This is a genomic window from Glycomyces amatae (genome assembly GCF_020991375.1).
Classification (GTDB): Bacteria; Actinomycetota; Actinomycetes; order Mycobacteriales; family Micromonosporaceae; genus Glycomyces; species Glycomyces amatae.
Genome location: NZ_JAJLQZ010000004.1, coordinates 118833 through 134177, shown reverse-complemented (window position 1 = coordinate 134177; position 15345 = coordinate 118833). Strand labels below are relative to the sequence as shown.

14 protein-coding genes are annotated in these 15345 nt (G+C 74.9%); 11 read left to right on the top strand and 3 right to left on the bottom strand.

Annotated features, from left to right (window positions below):
• Positions 1-124: 124 nt before the first annotated feature.
• The 3 genes from LO763_RS07885 (at position 125) to LO763_RS07875 (ending at position 3517) form a co-directional block, all read left to right on the top strand.
• A complete protein-coding gene (locus LO763_RS07885; RefSeq protein ID WP_230601424.1) occupies positions 125-817 on the top strand; it encodes an ABC transporter ATP-binding protein in 693 nt (230 codons plus the stop codon).
• Positions 814-3048 carry a hypothetical protein gene (locus tag LO763_RS07880; RefSeq protein WP_230601423.1) on the top strand — a complete coding sequence of 745 codons (2235 nt, stop codon included), beginning with the start codon at positions 814-816 and terminating at the stop codon, positions 3046-3048. Before LO763_RS07885 ends, LO763_RS07880 begins: the two co-directional genes overlap by 4 nt.
• A 139-nt stretch (positions 3049-3187) precedes the next feature.
• Positions 3188-3517: a nucleoside triphosphate pyrophosphohydrolase family protein gene (locus tag LO763_RS07875; protein WP_230601422.1), complete on the top strand. Its 330-nt coding sequence runs from the start codon at positions 3188-3190 to the stop codon at positions 3515-3517.
• A gap of 77 nt (positions 3518-3594) precedes the next feature.
• Here the strand turns inward: LO763_RS07875 and LO763_RS07870 are convergent, their stop codons facing one another.
• Positions 3595-3927 carry a YnfA family protein gene (locus LO763_RS07870; protein WP_230601421.1) on the bottom strand — a complete coding sequence of 111 codons (333 nt, stop codon included), beginning with the start codon at positions 3925-3927 and terminating at the stop codon, positions 3595-3597.
• A 254-nt stretch (positions 3928-4181) separates the two neighbouring features.
• Here LO763_RS07870 and LO763_RS07865 point away from each other — a divergent pair, with 254 nt between their 5' ends.
• The 6 genes from LO763_RS07865 (at position 4182) to LO763_RS07840 (ending at position 11145) form a co-directional block, all read left to right on the top strand.
• Positions 4182-4532 (top strand): hypothetical protein, encoded by a 351-nt coding sequence (locus LO763_RS07865; protein WP_230601420.1) that lies wholly within the window; start codon positions 4182-4184, stop codon positions 4530-4532.
• Positions 4533-4697: 165 nt separating this feature from the next.
• On the top strand, positions 4698-6074 hold the full coding sequence (locus LO763_RS07860) for an ABC transporter substrate-binding protein (protein WP_230601419.1): 1377 nt from the start codon (positions 4698-4700) through the stop codon (positions 6072-6074).
• Entirely contained in the window at positions 6071-7054 is a 984-nt protein-coding gene (locus LO763_RS07855) for a carbohydrate ABC transporter permease (protein WP_230601418.1), read from the top strand. The genes LO763_RS07860 and LO763_RS07855 overlap by 4 nt, the downstream gene beginning before the upstream one ends.
• 280 nt (positions 7055-7334) lie before the next feature.
• Complete coding sequence (locus tag LO763_RS07850; RefSeq protein WP_230601417.1) at positions 7335-8210, top strand: carbohydrate ABC transporter permease; 876 nt, start codon at positions 7335-7337, stop codon at positions 8208-8210.
• 5 nt (positions 8211-8215) lie between these two features.
• Entirely contained in the window at positions 8216-9553 is a 1338-nt protein-coding gene (locus LO763_RS07845; protein ID WP_230601416.1) for a Gfo/Idh/MocA family protein, read from the top strand.
• On the top strand, positions 9550-11145 hold the full coding sequence (locus tag LO763_RS07840; RefSeq protein ID WP_230601415.1) for a glycoside hydrolase family 13 protein: 1596 nt from the start codon (positions 9550-9552) through the stop codon (positions 11143-11145). Before LO763_RS07845 ends, LO763_RS07840 begins: the two co-directional genes overlap by 4 nt.
• Positions 11146-11484: 339 nt before the next feature.
• Here LO763_RS07840 and LO763_RS07835 read toward each other — a convergent pair whose 3' ends face one another.
• The gene (locus LO763_RS07835) at positions 11485-12147 is read right to left on the bottom strand and encodes a hypothetical protein (protein WP_439650275.1); all 663 of its coding nucleotides are present in this window, start codon (positions 12145-12147) and stop codon (positions 11485-11487) included.
• A 461-nt stretch (positions 12148-12608) separates the two neighbouring features.
• On the opposite strand from LO763_RS07835, the gene LO763_RS07830 reads away from it, so the two are divergent.
• Together LO763_RS07830 and disA are read left to right on the top strand one after the other, a co-directional pair.
• Positions 12609-13202 (top strand): hypothetical protein, encoded by a 594-nt coding sequence (locus tag LO763_RS07830; RefSeq protein WP_230601413.1) that lies wholly within the window; start codon positions 12609-12611, stop codon positions 13200-13202.
• Between the two features lie 279 nt (positions 13203-13481).
• Positions 13482-14504: a DNA integrity scanning diadenylate cyclase DisA gene (gene disA / locus LO763_RS07825; RefSeq protein WP_369431948.1), complete on the top strand. Its 1023-nt coding sequence runs from the start codon at positions 13482-13484 to the stop codon at positions 14502-14504.
• 88 nt (positions 14505-14592) lie between these two features.
• Here disA and LO763_RS07820 read toward each other — a convergent pair whose 3' ends face one another.
• The gene (locus LO763_RS07820) at positions 14593-15264 is read right to left on the bottom strand and encodes a hypothetical protein (protein WP_230601411.1); all 672 of its coding nucleotides are present in this window, start codon (positions 15262-15264) and stop codon (positions 14593-14595) included.
• Positions 15265-15345: the final 81 nt, after the last annotated feature.

Here is a 15345-nt window from a genome sequence, read left to right as displayed (position 1 = left end):
CGCGTTGCGCCGCTGCGGCACCGGGGACCGGGGCCTCCGCGGGCCCGCGGGCGCGCCGAGCCGATGGCACACTGAGACCGGCGCCGTCCGAACCGGACGGCGGCCCCGACGGGAAGAGACCCCCATGCCCGAACCTCCGCCCCCCGCCCTCGCGATCAGCGGCCTGTCGTACGCGATCGGCGACCGCGTGCTCTTCGACGGGCTCGACCTCGCGCTCGCCGCGGGCGAGTCGGTGTCGATCCTGGGCTCCAGCGGCTCCGGCAAGTCCACACTGCTCTCGATGATCCTCGGCCTGCTCCAAGCGGACTCGGGCACCGTGTCGGTGGACGGCGAGGACCTCGGCGGGCTGGGGGCGGGTGCCCGCGCCCGGCTGCGGGCCCGCGCCGTCGGCATGGTCTTCCAGTTCGGCGAGCTGCTCCCGGAACTGAGCCCGCGGGACAACGTGGCCCTGGCCGCGATGCTGGCGGGCGCCGACACGACCGGCGTCCACGACCGCGCCGCCGGCCTCCTGCGGCGCCTCGGCGTCCCCGAGGCCGCCACCGTCGAGACGCTGTCCGGCGGGGAGCGGCAGCGCGTCGCCGTGGCCAGGGCCCTCGTCAACGAGCCCCGCCTGCTGCTGGCCGACGAGCCCACCGGCGCCCTGGACGAGGAGAACCGCGACAAGGTCGCCGAGCTCCTGTTCGCCCTTCCCGCCGAACGCGACTGCGCGCTGCTGGTCGTCACCCACGACCGGTCCGTCGCCTACCGCGCCGACCGCGTCCTCGCCATCACCGGCGGTTCGCTCCGGCCCGCGGCCCGCGGCGGGACCGGCCGGTGAGCGCGCCCGGGCTCGCCCGGCGGCTGCTGGCCGTCGGCTTCACCGCCGGGCGCCGCGCCGAGGCCGGGCGGATACGGTTCGCGTCGCTCGCCGCCGCCGCGGCGGCGCTGTCGCTCGCGCTGGCGGCCGTGGCGGCGATCGGCCTCGCCCAGAGCGCGAGGCTCGACCGCGCGGGCGCGGGCGTCCCCGTCCTCGCGGACACCGAAGCCCCCCGATCGGACACGCTGCTCATGAGCCCCGCGTTCGACGACCTGCGGGACGGCCGCCAGTTCCAGGTGTTCTACCTCGAGCCCCTCGGACCCGGCGCGCCGCTGCCGCCGGGCCTCGACCGGTGGCCCGAGCCCGGGCAGGTCTACCTCTCGCCCCGGCTGGCCGAGAAGGGCGCGGACGAGGGGATCGCCGAGCGGTACGGCGAGTTCGCGGGCCTGATCGACCCCGACTCGCTGGCCGACCCGGGCGAGCAGTTGGCGTACGTCCGGTCGGACACGGCGCTGGACGCCGAGCGCGCGAGCGCCATGCACGTGACCGGCTTCGCGACCGGCGGCGACCCCGCCCACGCGCGGGGCGTGCACTGGCTCGCCGTCGAACACGACTTCTCCGTCGGCGGGCTGGTCGCGATCGCGCTCGCCATGCTCCTGCTCCCCGCGGTCCTGCTGACCGTCGTCGCCGTGCGCACCGGCGCCGAGCTGCGCGACCGCCGGGAGCACCTGGTCACCGTGCTCGGCGGCGGTCGGCGCAGCCGGTTCCTGATCTCGCTCGGCGAGTCGGCGCTCCCCGCCGCGACCGGGGCCGCCCTGGCCGCCGTCGCGATCGGGGCCGCGAGCCTCACCGAGTTCCACGTGCCCTACACCGGCTTCGTCATCGCGCACGGCGACCTCCTCAGTGGATGGTGGCTGCTCGCGGCCTGCCCCGCGGCGGCCGGAGCGGCGGTCCTGCTGGCCTCCGCGCTGCTGGGCGCGCGGGCGACCGGGCGGCGCTCGACACGGCCGCGACCGGCATGGCGTCCGCGCGTGCTCCTGGCGTGGGCGGCGCTGTGCCCGGTGTTCCTCTTCGTCGGGGCGGTCGTGCCGCGGTTCTTCGCGCACACGCCCGGGTATCCGCTGTCGAACCTGGTCGGCGTGGTCGGCGTGGTCGTGACGCTCCCCGCGGCCGTCGCGGTCGCCACGGCCTGGTGCGCGCGGCGAATCGAGCGCTTCGGCCGCCGCCGGGGCAGGCCCGCCCTGCTGGTCGTCGGGCGCCGCATCGCCGCACATCCGCGCGCGGTCGCCAGGCAGATCACCGGCGTGGCCACGGGTGCGGTCCTCCTCTGCCTCACCCTCGCCTACCAGGGGGCCTTCTCCCAGCAGGCGGTGGAGGCGGAGCGGTACCTGGACCGGTACGGGTACCGGGTGGCCCAGGTCGGCGCGAACGGCACCGCGACCGAAGCGCAGACGGCGGACTTCCTCGACGCCTTGAGCGGCAAGGTCGACGTCGTGTCCGTGGAGGCTCCCATCGGCCCCGAGGCCGCCTCGGTCGAGATCGCGGGGGAGTGCCGCGACCTCGAAGCCCTCGGCCTGCCGTGCCCCGCGCCGGGAGCGGCGACCGAGCTGTCGGGGGCCGTCGCCGACGATCGGCTCGCGCACTGGCTGGACGAGTCCTGGTACGGCGACGCGACGGTGACGGTGGCGAACGCCTCCCCCTCGGCCGTGTTCGCGGCGGCCGACCAGGAGACGATGCTGCTGGTCTTCGACCCCGGCGGCGGAGACGTGCCGGTCGCCGAGGTCAAGTCCGCCGGGAAGGCGTTCACGATGGGCGTCATCGTCTCGGCGCCGGGCGGCCGCTCGCTGTCGGCGGGCGTGCCGCTGCGCGACCAGTCCCGCTGGGCCGGGCTGTTCGGGGCGGCCGGGCTGGTGCTGCTGGCGGGCGTCGCCGCGGTGGGAGGGGCCGGCGAGTTCATCCGGCACAGCCGGGCGCTGTCGCCGCTGGCGGCCGTGACGGGCGGGTTCGCCGTGTTCCGGGGCATGGCCGGGCTCGCGGTCTGGACGCCGCTGCTCGTCGCGGCCGTAGGCGGTTTCGCGGTGGGCGTGTGGGTGACGCGGCCGATGACCGCGATGAGCCTCAACCTGGTCACGCCGGAACTGGTCCTGGTGTGCGGCGGGCTGGTCCTGGTCGTGGGCGCCCTCATGTGGTGGTGGGCGGCCGCCGCGATGGTCGCGGAGGCGTCGCGGTGGCGGCCGGGGCGGGGCGATTGACCGGGCCTGCGCCGGGACGGCTCGCGGCCCGGCCCCGCAGGCGCCCGGTACTCCGGCCCGGGCCCGGTGCGGGCGCGGCCGCCGCGCCGTCCGCGTCCGCTCGGAGGCCCGCGCCGCGGCGGCCCATATGATCGGGGCCATGAACATGGACGAGTACCAGCAGGCGGCGCTGCGCACCGCCGCCCCGCGGGACAAGCGCAACGAGCTGTTCCACCTCCTGCTCGGCCTCGTGGGCGAGACCGGCGAGATCGCCGAGAAGGCGAAGAAGATCGTCCGCGACCAGGACAGCGACTTCTCCCGGTGGGACACCGAGGACGTCGAGAAGGAGCTCGGCGACACGCTCTGGTACCTCGCCGTCATCGCGGACCACTTCGACCTGTCGCTCGACGACGTCGCCAAGCACAACATCGCGAAGCTCGCCGACCGGCAGCGGCGAGGGGTGCTCGGCGGCAGCGGCGACGACCGCTAGGGCGCCCGACCGCCGGGGCGCCCGCATGGGCGCCCCGGCGGGCCCGGTTCGTTCGCGGGCGGGCCCCGGCGCGGCCCTCAGTCGCGCGGGGCGTACATGATCACGGCGACGCCGACGAGGCAGATCGCGGCGCCGGCGACGTCCCAGCGGTCGGGGCGGAAGCCGTCCACGACCATGCCCCAGGCGAGGGACCCGGCGACGAAGACGCCGCCGTACGCGGCGAGGATGCGCCCGAAGTCCGCGTCCGGTTGGAGGGTGGCGACGAAGCCGTAGGCGCCCAGGGCCATGATCCCGGCGGCGATCCACAGCACCCCCCGGTGCTCGCGGACGCCCTGCCAGACGAGCCAGGCGCCGCCGATCTCGGCGAGCGCGGCGAGGGCGAACAGGAGGATCGAGCGGGCGAGGTCCATGCGCGCGACCTTAGCAATCGGGCCCGGCCGCGACCCGGCCGAAACCGCGGGGCGGGGCGGCGGGCGCTCCGCGCGGGCCCGCCCGGGTGCGCGTCCGCCTCCCGGCCGCCCTCGCTCGGAGCGGCCCCACCGCGAACCCGTGCCCCGGGGCCCTCGCATGGCCCGTCGGCTCGCGGCGGACCGGCGGGCGGCCGTCCCCGAGGCGAGCGGGCCGGTCCCGTCCGCCGCCGACGGGCTCGAGTAGCATCCGGCGCATGAGCCACCCCTCTCAGGACGCGGACCGCGTGAGCCCGTGGCGGGCCGAGCTGGTCCCGCTGGGCCTCATCGTCTGGCTCGCGGTCTCGGCGGCCTGCTGGTTCACGAGCATGCGGCTCTTCTCCTCCTACGACCACCACATCACCGTCGCGCAGGGCCGGGCCGTCTCGCTGCTCGCCCTGGCGGGCGTGGCCGCCTTCATGGCCGGGCCCGTCGTGATCGCCTGGCTGGCATGGCGGTTCGGCAGGAAGGCCACCGCGGCCTGCTTCGCCGCGGTCGCGATCGCGGTCGGCGCGCTGGTCCTCTCCTCCGACACCGCGGTCCTCTTCCTGAGCTTCAGGTGGGTCTGACCGGGCCGGTTCCGGCCCGCACCGGCTGACCGCGGGCGGCCCGCTCCCCGGGCCTGCGGTGCGGGCCGCCGGTTCGCCGCGACGCAGGGGTACCGTTCGACCACACAAGGCCGCTATAGTGCGGGTTGGACGCTGTTCGCGCCGATTCGCCCCTTAGGAGCGGCTATGAGGACAATGACGACCTGCGCAGCGGCCGCGATGCTGCTGATCACCGCATCCGCCTGTAGCCCGGACGAGTCCGAGGAGGGCGACGGCTCGATCGTCTTCTGGACCCCCTACACCACTCCCGAGCGCATCGCCTTGCAGCAGCCGGTGATCGACGCGTTCACCGAGGCCACCGGCATCGAGGTCGAGATGGTCCCGCTCGAACCCGAGCAGGCCGGGCAGACCCTCGTCACCGCCGCCGCCTCCGGCGAGGTCCCCGACGTCATCGCGCACAACCCCTCCTCCACGGCCGCGTGGGCCTCGCAGGGGCTGCTCGACGACGAAGCGCCGCAGGCGATCGTGGACGAGCTCGGGGCGGACACGTTCAGCCGGGGCGCGCTCGACATGGTGACCGTGGACGGCGCGCTGCACGCCGTCCCCTCCGACGGCTGGGGACACACCGTCGCCTACCGCACCGACCTGTTCGCGGACGCCGGCGTCGAGGCGCCCGAGTCGGTGGCCGACCTCGCGGCCGCCGCCGAGGCGCTCGAAGCGGACGGCTTGGCGGGCATGGCGATCGGCACGACCCCCGGCGACGTGTACACGCAGGAGGGCATCGAGTCGATGCTCCTGCCGTTCGGGTGCGAGCTCGCCGTAGACGGGGAGGTGGCCCTCGACTCGCCCGAGTGCGTCGACGGGCTCGCCCACTACCAGCGGCTCGCGGCCGCGGCCGGGCCCGCGCAGATGGACGTCGAGGCGGCCCGCGCCGCGTACCTCTCAGGCGCGGCGGCGATGGTGCTGTTCTCCTCGCACATCGTGGACGAGGTGGCCGGGCTCGACGTCGACAACCCGGTGACCTGCCCCGAGTGCGCCGAGGATCCGCGCTTCCTGGCCGAGAACACGGCGTACCTGACCACGTTCACCGGCACCGGGAGCGAGGCGCCCGTCGAGTACGGGCAGACCACGAACTACGGGATCCCGGTGGGCGCGAACACCGAGGACGCCGAGGCGTTCGTGACGTTCATGCTCTCAGAGGGCTATGTGGACAATCTGGCCTCGGCGACGGAGGGGCGCATCCCGGTGCGGCCGGGGCCCGAGGCGGGGTCGACCGAGTACCTGGACGACTGGTCCGAGCTGCGGTTCGGCAACGACGAGTCCCAGGACCGGTCCATCGCGGAGGTCTACGGGCCCGAGCTGGTGGACCGGCTGGCGGCCGGGGCGGAGGAGTTCACGCGCTGGGGCTGGGGCACGGACGACGCCGAGCTGGCCGGGATCGTGTTCTCGCAGACGCTGCTGGCGACCGAGGCGGAGGCGCTGTTCGAGGGCGCGCCGCCGTCCGAGGTGGCCGCCGCGATGGCGGCGGCGGTCGAGTCGGCGCAGCAGGACCTGGGCGGATGAGACCGCCCGGCCCCGATCCCCGCGACGCCCCCGCCGGCGCGCCCCGCCCGCGGCGGCGCAGGCCGCTCACGCTGTCGCGCCGGGAGGACCTCCAGGGCCGGCTCCTGGTGGCGCCCACGGTGCTCGTGGTGCTGGGGTTCGCGGTGCTGCCGTTCCTCGCGGTCGTCCTCTTCGCGTTCCTCGACGTCCGCCTGGTCGACATCCCCCGCCTCTACCTCGACGAGCTCGAGTTCACCGGGCAGAACCTCGCGACCGTGTGGGGCTCGCCCCGGTTCTGGTCGGCGGCGGGGACCACCGTCGTCTACGCGGGCGCGTCGTCGGCCGGGGCGGTGCTGGTCGGGCTCGCGGTGGCGCTCGCGCTGCGGCGGCCGTTCCGCGGCCGGGGCCTGGTCCGCGCGCTGGTGCTGGTGCCGTACGTGCTCCCCGTCGTCGCCGCGACCACGATCTGGAAGACCCTCCTGAACCCCGGGTACGGCCTGGTGAACGCGGTCGGGGTCGAGTGGCTGGGGTGGGCGGAGCCGATCGCGTTCCTGACCACCACGAGCCGGGAGTTCGGGCCGCTCGAGGTGCCGGTGGCGCTGCTGTGCGTGATCGCGTTCGAGGTGTGGAAGACGTTCCCGCTGGCGTTCCTGTTCATCACGGCCAGGCTCCAGGTGGTGCCGGGCGACATCGAGGAGGCGGCCCAGATCGACGGCGCCGGGAAGACGCGGGTGTTCCGGCACCTGCTGCTGCCGCAGCTGGCCGGGGTGATGGCGCTGCTGGCGGTGCTGCGGTTCCTGTGGTCCTTCCAGAACTTCAACGACATCTACCTGCTCACCGGGGGCGCGGGCGGCACCGAGGTCCTGGCGGTGCGCGTCTACTCCGAACTGGTGGTGCGGGCGAACATCGGCACCGCCAGCGCGACCGGCCTGCTCATGACCGCGATGCTGCTGGTCGTGGTGGCCGTCTACGCCCGGATGATCAAGCGGGAGCAGGCATGAGCACTACTCGCAATCGAGTCCGTCCCGAAAATGTCGTACCCCCGTGTCAGGGTTTTGACCGGGGGCCCAGCGTTCTGGGATCCGCTTCGCGCTGCCCTCGATCCGGAACCCGCCCCCCGGCCCGCCCCCCGGCCCGCCCTCCAGCCCGCCCCCGGCGTGGCCCGCACCACCCTCCGACCGAAAATGTCGCACCCCCCTGGCATCGTGGAAACCGGGGGCCCTTCCCCGACGCCCCGATCGACCGCCGGCGTGCCCGCCGCACCGCCGAGCAGGTGCCGTCATGAGCGCCCGCCCGCAGGCCCGCCGCCGGACCCGCCGCAGCGGCGAGGACCGCGTCCTCGGGGTCCTCCGCCTGGTCGTCATCGCCGGCGCCGTCGTCGCCACCGCCGGACCGCTCCTCTACGGCGTCCTCCTCTCGTTGCGCCCCTTCCAGTCCGTGGTCTCAGAACCGCTGCGCCTCCTCCCCTCGCCCGACGAGATCACCTTCGACGCGTACCCCACCGCCATGGCCGAGTACGGCCTCGGCGGCAACATGGGGAACTCCCTCCAGGTCGCGCTCGCCACCGCCGCCCTCGCGATCGTGCTCAGCGTCCTCGGCGCCTACGCCGCGGTGCGCCTGCGCTTCCTCGGCCGCGGCACCGTGAACGTCGTCTTCCTCGGCGTCTACCTCCTCCCCGGCATCGTGCTCGCCGTGCCGCTGTTCGTGCTGCTCAGCCGCGTCGGCCTCACCGGGAGCCTGGTGGGCCTCGTCTTCGTCTACGTCGCGCAGACCGTCCCGGTCGCGCTGTACATGCTGCGCACCTACCTCGTCGCCGTACCATCCTCAGTGGAGGAGGCGGCGATGATCGACGGGTGCGGGCGCCTCGGGCTCATCCGCCGCGTCGTGCTCCCCCTCGCCCTCCCCGGCGTGGCCGCGACCGCCCTGTACGTGTTCATGATCGCCTGGAACGAGTACCTGTTCGCGCTGCTGTTCCTCGTCGCCGACCGCGACCGCTGGACGGTCTCGCTCGGCATCGCGCAGCTCACCGAGTTCTCGGTCCCGACCACGGTGCTCATGGCCGGCTCGATCGCGATCACCGTCCCGGTGGTCGCGGGATTCTTCCTGGCGCAGCGGCTCCTGGTCACGGGCCTGACGTCGGGCGCGGAGAAAGGCTGAGGCGCATGGCGATCCGACTGGGCATCATGGGAACCGGGGCGCGCGGCTCCAGCGCGTACGGGCGCTGGGCGCTCGAGCACCCCGACCGCGCGGCGGTCGCCGCGGTCGCCGACCCGCTGCGCCGCCGCCGGGACCGGCTCGCCGACGAGGCCGGTGTCGCCGCGGCGCACCGCTACCCCGACTGGCGGGACCTCGTCGCCGACGCCGCGTCGATCGGCCTGGACGCCCTCGTGATCGCCCTGCCCGACCGGCTCCACCTCGACGCCGCGCTGGCCGCCGTGGGGACCGGGCTGCCGATCCTGCTCGAGAAGCCCGCCGCGACCACCCCCGAGGACCTGGAGGCCCTCGCCGCCGCCGCACGGGAGTCCAAGGCGCGTATATGGATCAGCCACGTCATGCGGTACCAGCCGTTCTGGCGCACCATCCGGGCCGTGGTGGACTCCGGCGCGATCGGGCGCCTCGTGACCATGCGCGTCGAGGAGAACATCGGCTTCTGGCACTACGCGCACTCCTACGTGCGCGGGAACTGGCGCAATCTCGCGACCGCCAGCCCGATGGTGCTCGCCAAGACCTGCCACGACCTCGACGTCATCCGCTGGTTCGCCGGCGAGGCCCCCGCGTCGGTGGCGAGCGCGGGCTCGCTGCGGTACTTCCGGCCCGAGCACGCGCCCGAGGGCGCCCCGGACCGCTGCCTCGACGGGTGCCCGGCGGCCGACTCGTGCCCGTTCTACGCGCCGCGCTACTACGTCGAGGCCCTGGCGGACACGGACGCGTGGCCGGTGGCGCTGCTGGGCGACGACCTGACGCCCGAGGGCCGCATGGCGGCGCTGCGGGAGGGGCCGTACGGGCGGTGCGTGTTCCGCTCGGACAACGACGTCGTCGACCACCAGCAGACCGTGGTCGCCTTCCCCGGCGGCCTCACCGCGACCCTCTCGACCTCGGCGTTCACCGGGCAGAACACCCGGACGGTGCGGTTGACGGGCACGGCGGGGGAGATCGCGGGGAACCTGCGGACCGGCGCGCTCGAAGTGGACCTGTTCTCCCCCGCGGCGGTGCTGCCGGTGCTGACCGAGGCGCGGGTCGTCCGGCGTTTCGCGCGGGCGCCGATGGGGCACCAGGCGGTGGAGGTGCGCTCGGGCCCCGTCGACGCCGAGGGGGAGCCGGACCACCGGGGGCACTCGGGCGGCGACGAGGCGCTGGTGGACGCGTTCATCACGGCGCTGACCGCGCCGGGGGGCGACCCGGGCACGAGCCTGGAGTCCTCTCTGGACGGCCACCGGATGGCGTTCGCGGCCGAGCGGTCGCGGCTCGAAGGACGCACGATCGCTTGGGAGGCGGCATGAGCTGGTGGCGGGACGCGGCGATCTACCAGGTGTACCTGCGCAGTTTCGCGGACGGCGACGGCGACGGGGTCGGCGACCTCGCCGGGCTCGAGGCGCGGCTGCCGTACCTGCGCGACCTCGGCGTGGACGCGCTGTGGCTCAGCCCCTGGTACGACTCGCCGATGGCCGACGGCGGCTACGACGTGGCCGACTACCGGGCGATCGACCCGTCGTTCGGGACCCTTCAGGACGCCGAGCGGGTCATCGGCGCCGCGCACCAGCACGGGTTGAAGGTCATCGTCGACATCGTGCCGAACCACACCTCCGACCGGCACCCCTGGTTCCAGGAGGCGCTGCGCGCGGGCGCGGGCTCCCCCGAGCGCGAGCGGTTCCACTTCCGGAACTGGCCCAACAACTGGCAGTCCCGCTTCGGCGGCCCGGCCTGGTCCCAAGTGGACGACGGGCAGTGGTACCTGCACCTGTTCGACTCGACCCAGCCGGACCTGAACTGGGACCACCCCGAGGTGCGGGCCGAGTTCACCTCGATCCTGCGGTTCTGGCTGGACCGCGGCGTGGACGGCTTCCGCATCGACGTGGCCGCCAGGCTCGTCAAGCAGCAGGGCCTGCCGGACAAGCCCGAGGAGCACCCGGACCTGCCGTCCTTCGCCGACGGGAAGCCCGCCGCCGACAAGGACCGCCCCGAGGTGCACGAGATCTACCGCGACTGGCGGCGGGTGCTCGACTCGTACGGGGGCGAGCGGTGCTTCGTGGGCGAGATCTGGCTCGACGATCCCGAGCGGTTCGCGCGGTACCTGCGCCCGGACGAGCTGCACACGGCGTTCAACTTCGCGTTCCTCAAGTGCGCGTGGGAGGCCGGGGCGCTCCGGGACGTGATCGACCGGACCCTGGCGACGCACGCGAAGGTGGCCGCGCCGCCGACGTGGGTGCTGTCGAACCACGACGTGACCCGGCACGCGACCCGGTACGGGCGCGAGGACACCGCGTTCACGGGGCGGCTGCACCGCGTGCCGTCCGACCTGGGGCTGGGGACGCGGCGGGCGCGGGCGGCGGCGCTGCTGAGCATGGCCCTGCCGGGCGGGGTGTACGTGTACCAGGGGGACGAGCTGGGGCTGCCGGAGGTGTTCGACCTGCCGGAGGAGGCGCGGCAGGACCCGGTGTTCCGGCGCACGGCCGGGCTGGACCTGGGCCGGGACGGGTGCCGGGTGCCGCTGCCGTGGGGCGGGGAGGCGCCGCCGTTCGAGTTCGGGGCGGGCGGCGCGTGGCTGCCGCAACCGCGGGAGTGGCGGGAGCTGACGGCGGCGAGGCAGCTGGGCGACGCGGACTCGATGCTGTCGCTGTACCGGCTGGCGCTGCGCGTCAGGCGGGACGAGGAGGCGCTGGGGGACGGGGGGATGCGCTGGCTGGAGAGCGGGGAGGGGGTGCTCGCCTTCGAGCGGGACCCGGGCTTCACGTGCGTGGTGAACCTGTCCCGCCGCGAGGTCGACCTCCCCGAGGGCGCGCCGCTGGTGGCCAGCGCGGAGCTGGGCGAGGCGGCGGCGGGGCCGGCGAGGCTCCCGCCGGACGCGGCGGTCTGGCTGCGCACCGGGAACTGACCGGCGCCGGGAAGGCGCTCGTGCCGCAGACCACAGCGGGCGCCGTTTTGTCGGACCCCTGGGGCACGCTTGCAACCGGGGGCCCTTTCCCAGCGGCGCGGCGGGTGTTCGCGCTGCCCCGGAACCCGGCCCCGCCGGCCTCTGCGATCCCGCCCGCTTCAGGGCCGCAGCGCCTTCGGGCGGGACCCGGGTGCCCGCCTCCGCATTGGACCGGGGGCCGCTCGGCGTCGAGGCCTTCGCGCGCTGTGGCCGCCCGCCCTCGCACTCGGCCGGGGAGCGCTCACCGCCGAAGTCGTCGCCCACGTCATGGGCCCCGCCACCGGAGGTGCGGACGGGCCGTCAGAGTCCGAACATCGCGCTCACGCGCTCGACCGACTCGTCCTCGGTCGCGGTGCCGTCCACGTCGACCACCGACAGTCCGAGGTCCCGGGTCACGCGTCGCAGGTGTTCGGTGAACATCCGCTCCCGTTCGGCGAGGTTCCGGGCGGCCCGCTCGGGATCGCTGGTGCGCTGGAGGAAGCCGTCGTCCGGGGAGGCGCGGCTGCGGATGGCGGCCTCGCGGAAGCGCGGCGTCGGCAGGAGCCAGACGGCCCGGGCCGGGTCCGCCAGGAGGGGCCGGACGAGCGACGGCAAGAGCCGGAAGCCCTCGGCGACCACGCCGGTCCCCTCGGGCAGCGCGAGCAGGTCCTCGACGATGAGGTGGGAGCCTTCGCCGCGGAACCAGTGGAAGGTCCCGAGCATCGTCTCAGGGGAGCGGTGCACCCAGCGCTCGTCCATGTCCATGGCGATGAACTCGTGCAGGTGCGGGGCGTGCTCGGGCGTGGTGCGGCGGGCGTGGTCGGCCATCGTCGCGTCGGTCGAGTACAGGCGCAGGCCGTGCCGGTCGGCGAGCCGGGCGGCGACGGTGGACTTCCCGGCGCCGCTGCCGCCGCCGATCCAGTAGACGTGCCGCAGGCGTTCGCGCAGCGTCGCGGCGTCCGGCCAGTGCGGCGCTGAGGTCATGGGCTCGTTCACGTCGTGTGCCTCCATGGCCGCGGCGGTGCCGCGGGAGCGGCGGAGCGGGGCGCACCGGCCGCCGTCCATACTGCCTCGGGCGCTTCGCGGCCGCCAGGCGGATCGCGGTCCGGCGGGCTCCGCGGGCGCCGCATCGCGAGCCCGCTTCTGGCGCGGGGTTCGTCCGCCTCACACGCGACGGCTCGGTCGCGGGGCGCCCGGCCGCCCGCAGGACCGGTTCTCGGGCGCGGGGCGATCGCGCGGCCGCAGGCCGCAGCACCGACCGCTGCACCGGGCACCGGGCACCGGGCACCGGGTACCGGGTACCGGGCACGACATGATCACGCGGGCGTCCGCCTCGGTCGCAACGGACGGGGCGGCGCACTCCGCCGCCCCCGGCCGCCGCGACTCGTCCTCAGGCGTAGCGGGACGCGGCGGAGCTGACTACAGTTGCGTGTCGGAGGTGAGCAGTGCGCAGGAGCTCAGAATGGGTCGTCGTCGAGCGCAGTTCACCCACCCGTCGCATCTCCTCCCTCGTCCTCTACTCGCTCGCGTGCGCCGCCGTGATCGGCGCGCTCGTGGGCCTCGTCCGCACCGAGCCGGGCACCCTCGACTCCGGCGAGCCGAACCCCGTCGCCGCCCTGCCCGGGTTCTTCACGGTCATCGCCCTGCTCGGGGCGGCCTGCTTCCTCGTCCCGCTCGTGCGCCCGCCGCGGCTCATGGTCAACCACTTCGGGCTGCGCGTGCGCCCCAGCTTCGGCAAGAGCCTGCTCATCCCCTGGAGCAACGTCGAGGAGCTCGCCGCCATCCACGTCGGGTCCCGCCGCCGCGGCACCTCGTACCTCCTCTTCGCCGCCGACGTCTACCTCGGGCGCGGCGGCTCCGACCGGCCCGGGTTCATCGGCCGCTCGGTCCTGCGCGAGGCCAACCGCGCCACCGAGGGCCTCGTCGCCGGGTTCGACCTGGCCGTGCGCTGCAAGGACTTCGCACCCGAGGCGCAGCAGCTCCTGGCGCGACTCACCTCGTACGCGCCCGGCCACGTCCAGGTCGTCGACCGGCTCTGAGCGCGCCCGCCCGCCGCGGGCGGCGCCGTGAGCGAACGTCCACTCTCCGCACACCGCCCGGGGCATGACCTCGGTCTCACCGCACGGGATGCACGGCTTGCCCCAAATGCCGCCCCCTGCCTCCCGCAGTCGATCCGTACACTGGAGGCGACCCGGCGCCCAAGCCCCTGGCGCGAGGTCGCGTCCACCGCCCGGCAGGCACGCCGGCGGACCATCCAGCATTGGGGGGTACCAGTGGTGTCGAAACCTGACGAGGGCCTGCGGGCCACACTGGCCACCATGGCGCCCGGCACCGCACTGCGCGACGGCCTGGAGCGCATCCTGCGGGGCCGCACCGGAGCCCTCATCGTCGTCGGCTGCGACGGCCTCGTCGAGGAGCTGTGCACCGGCGGGTTCGAGCTCGACATCGAGTTCTCCGCCACGCGCCTGCGCGAGCTGTGCAAGATGGACGGCGCGGTGGTGCTGACCACCGACGGCTCGCGGATCGTCCGCGCCGGCGTCCACCTCATGCCCGACCCCTCGATCCACTCCAACGAGTCGGGCACCCGCCACCGCACCGCCGAGCGCGTCGCGATCCAGACCGGCTTCCCCGTGATCTCCGTCAGCCAGTCGATGCACACCATCGGGCTGTACATGGGCGCCATCCACCACCTGCTGGAGCCGTCCACGCAGATCCTCTCGCGCGCCAACCAGGCCCTGGCCACGCTCGAGCGGTACAAGCTGCGCCTCGACGAGGTCGCCGGGAACCTCTCCAGCCTGGAGATCGAGGACCTCGTGACCGTGCGGGACGCGGTGACCGTGCTCCAGCGCCTGGAGATGGCCCGCCACATCGCCGACGAGGTCGAGGGGCACGTCATCGAGCTCGGCACCGACGGGCGGCTGCTGGCGCTCCAGCTCGACGAGCTCATGGCCGGGGTCGAGGCCGACCGGGAGCTGATCGTCCGCGACTACCTGCCCGAGGGCGGCGACTACCCCAAGGCCATGAGCGTCGTCGACGGGATGGGCTCCCCCGAGCTCCTCGACCTCACCGCGGTGGCCCGGTCCCTGGGCTACCCGAACTCGCCGGACGTGCTGGACCGGCGCGTCAGCCCGCGCGGGTACCGGATGCTCGCGAAGGTCCCCCGGCTCCCCGAGGCCGTGATCGAGCGGGTCGTGGGGCACTTCGGGGCGCTGCCGGAGCTGCTCGGCGTCACCGTCGAGGAGCTCCAGGACGTGGACGGGGTCGGCCCCGGCCGGGCCCAGAGCATCCGCGAGTCGCTCACGCGGCTCGCCGAGGTCTCCATCCTCGACCGCTACATCTGAGGCCGGCACGGCCCGGGACCGCCTCCGCGCCGGTCGCCCGGCACTCGCGCACGCTCCGGTCGCGAGGTCCAGGCCGGTCGCACGAGCCTCAGGTCAGCCGGAGGACCGTCGGGGCCGAGACGGCCTCGCCCAGGCGGGCGCGCAGCTCGTACTCCCCGGCGGGCAGTTCGCGGCGGGCGCCGCGGCAGCCCTCCTCGGACGCCAGGCCGTCGACGGCGAACTCGACCGTCTGGCCTTGGCCGCCGCTCAGCTCGACCTCCTCGCCCTTCGAGGTCTCGCAGTGCGCGGTGGAGTAGACGACGTCGGCGCCCGAGGCGAGCTCGACGGCGACCTCGCGCAGGTCGGCCGTGCACGCGGTGTCGGCGCCGCTGGCGACCAGCACGCTCACCGGGACCTCCGAGCCCGAGCGGGCCTCGCCGAAGGCGGCGACCACCTGGAGCATGAGGTCCTCGGCCGGGCACGCGGCGACCGGCGGGGCGGTCGAGGTCTCGGCCTCCGTGGGCTCGGCGGACGCCTCGGCGGTGGGCGTCTCGGGGAAGTAGGGGCGCTGCAAGGTGCCCGACGGCGAGGGCGGCTGCCACTCGCCGGGGGACGCGTCGGCCGCGGCCTCCCGCTCGTCCCCGTCGCCGCCGAGTGCGCTGAGGCCGAACACGACCAGGAGCACGAGCGCGAGCACCGCCCCGGCCACGATCGCCCGCCGCCGCCAGTAGACCGACTCCGGCTCCGACCCCTTCACGAACCTGCCCTTGAAACCCTCCACGCCGGGACGCTAACGCAGCCGAGCGCCGCACCAGCGGAATTACACGCCCCTGCGTCCCGCGGCCGGGCCGAAGCCCGCCCC

Excerpts from the sequence above, each read along its gene's own strand:
- LO763_RS07850 (WP_230601417.1), top strand. The coding sequence starts at position 7,335 with ATGAGCGCCCGCCCGCAGGCCCGCCGCCGGACCCGCCGCAGCGGCGAG.
- LO763_RS07845 (WP_230601416.1), top strand. The coding sequence starts at position 8,216 with ATGGCGATCCGACTGGGCATCATGGGAACCGGGGCGCGCGGCTCCAGC.
- LO763_RS07840 (WP_230601415.1), top strand. The coding sequence starts at position 9,550 with ATGAGCTGGTGGCGGGACGCGGCGATCTACCAGGTGTACCTGCGCAGT.
- LO763_RS07885 (WP_230601424.1), top strand. The coding sequence starts at position 125 with ATGCCCGAACCTCCGCCCCCCGCCCTCGCGATCAGCGGCCTGTCGTAC.
- LO763_RS07875 (WP_230601422.1), top strand. The coding sequence starts at position 3,188 with ATGAACATGGACGAGTACCAGCAGGCGGCGCTGCGCACCGCCGCCCCG.
- LO763_RS07865 (WP_230601420.1), top strand. The coding sequence starts at position 4,182 with ATGAGCCACCCCTCTCAGGACGCGGACCGCGTGAGCCCGTGGCGGGCC.
- LO763_RS07835 (WP_439650275.1), bottom strand. The coding sequence starts at position 12,147 with ATGACCTCAGCGCCGCACTGGCCGGACGCCGCGACGCTGCGCGAACGC.
- LO763_RS07855 (WP_230601418.1), top strand. The coding sequence starts at position 6,071 with ATGAGACCGCCCGGCCCCGATCCCCGCGACGCCCCCGCCGGCGCGCCC.
- LO763_RS07870 (WP_230601421.1), bottom strand. The coding sequence starts at position 3,927 with ATGGACCTCGCCCGCTCGATCCTCCTGTTCGCCCTCGCCGCGCTCGCC.
- disA (WP_369431948.1), top strand. The coding sequence starts at position 13,482 with ATGGCGCCCGGCACCGCACTGCGCGACGGCCTGGAGCGCATCCTGCGG.
- LO763_RS07860 (WP_230601419.1), top strand. The coding sequence starts at position 4,698 with ATGAGGACAATGACGACCTGCGCAGCGGCCGCGATGCTGCTGATCACC.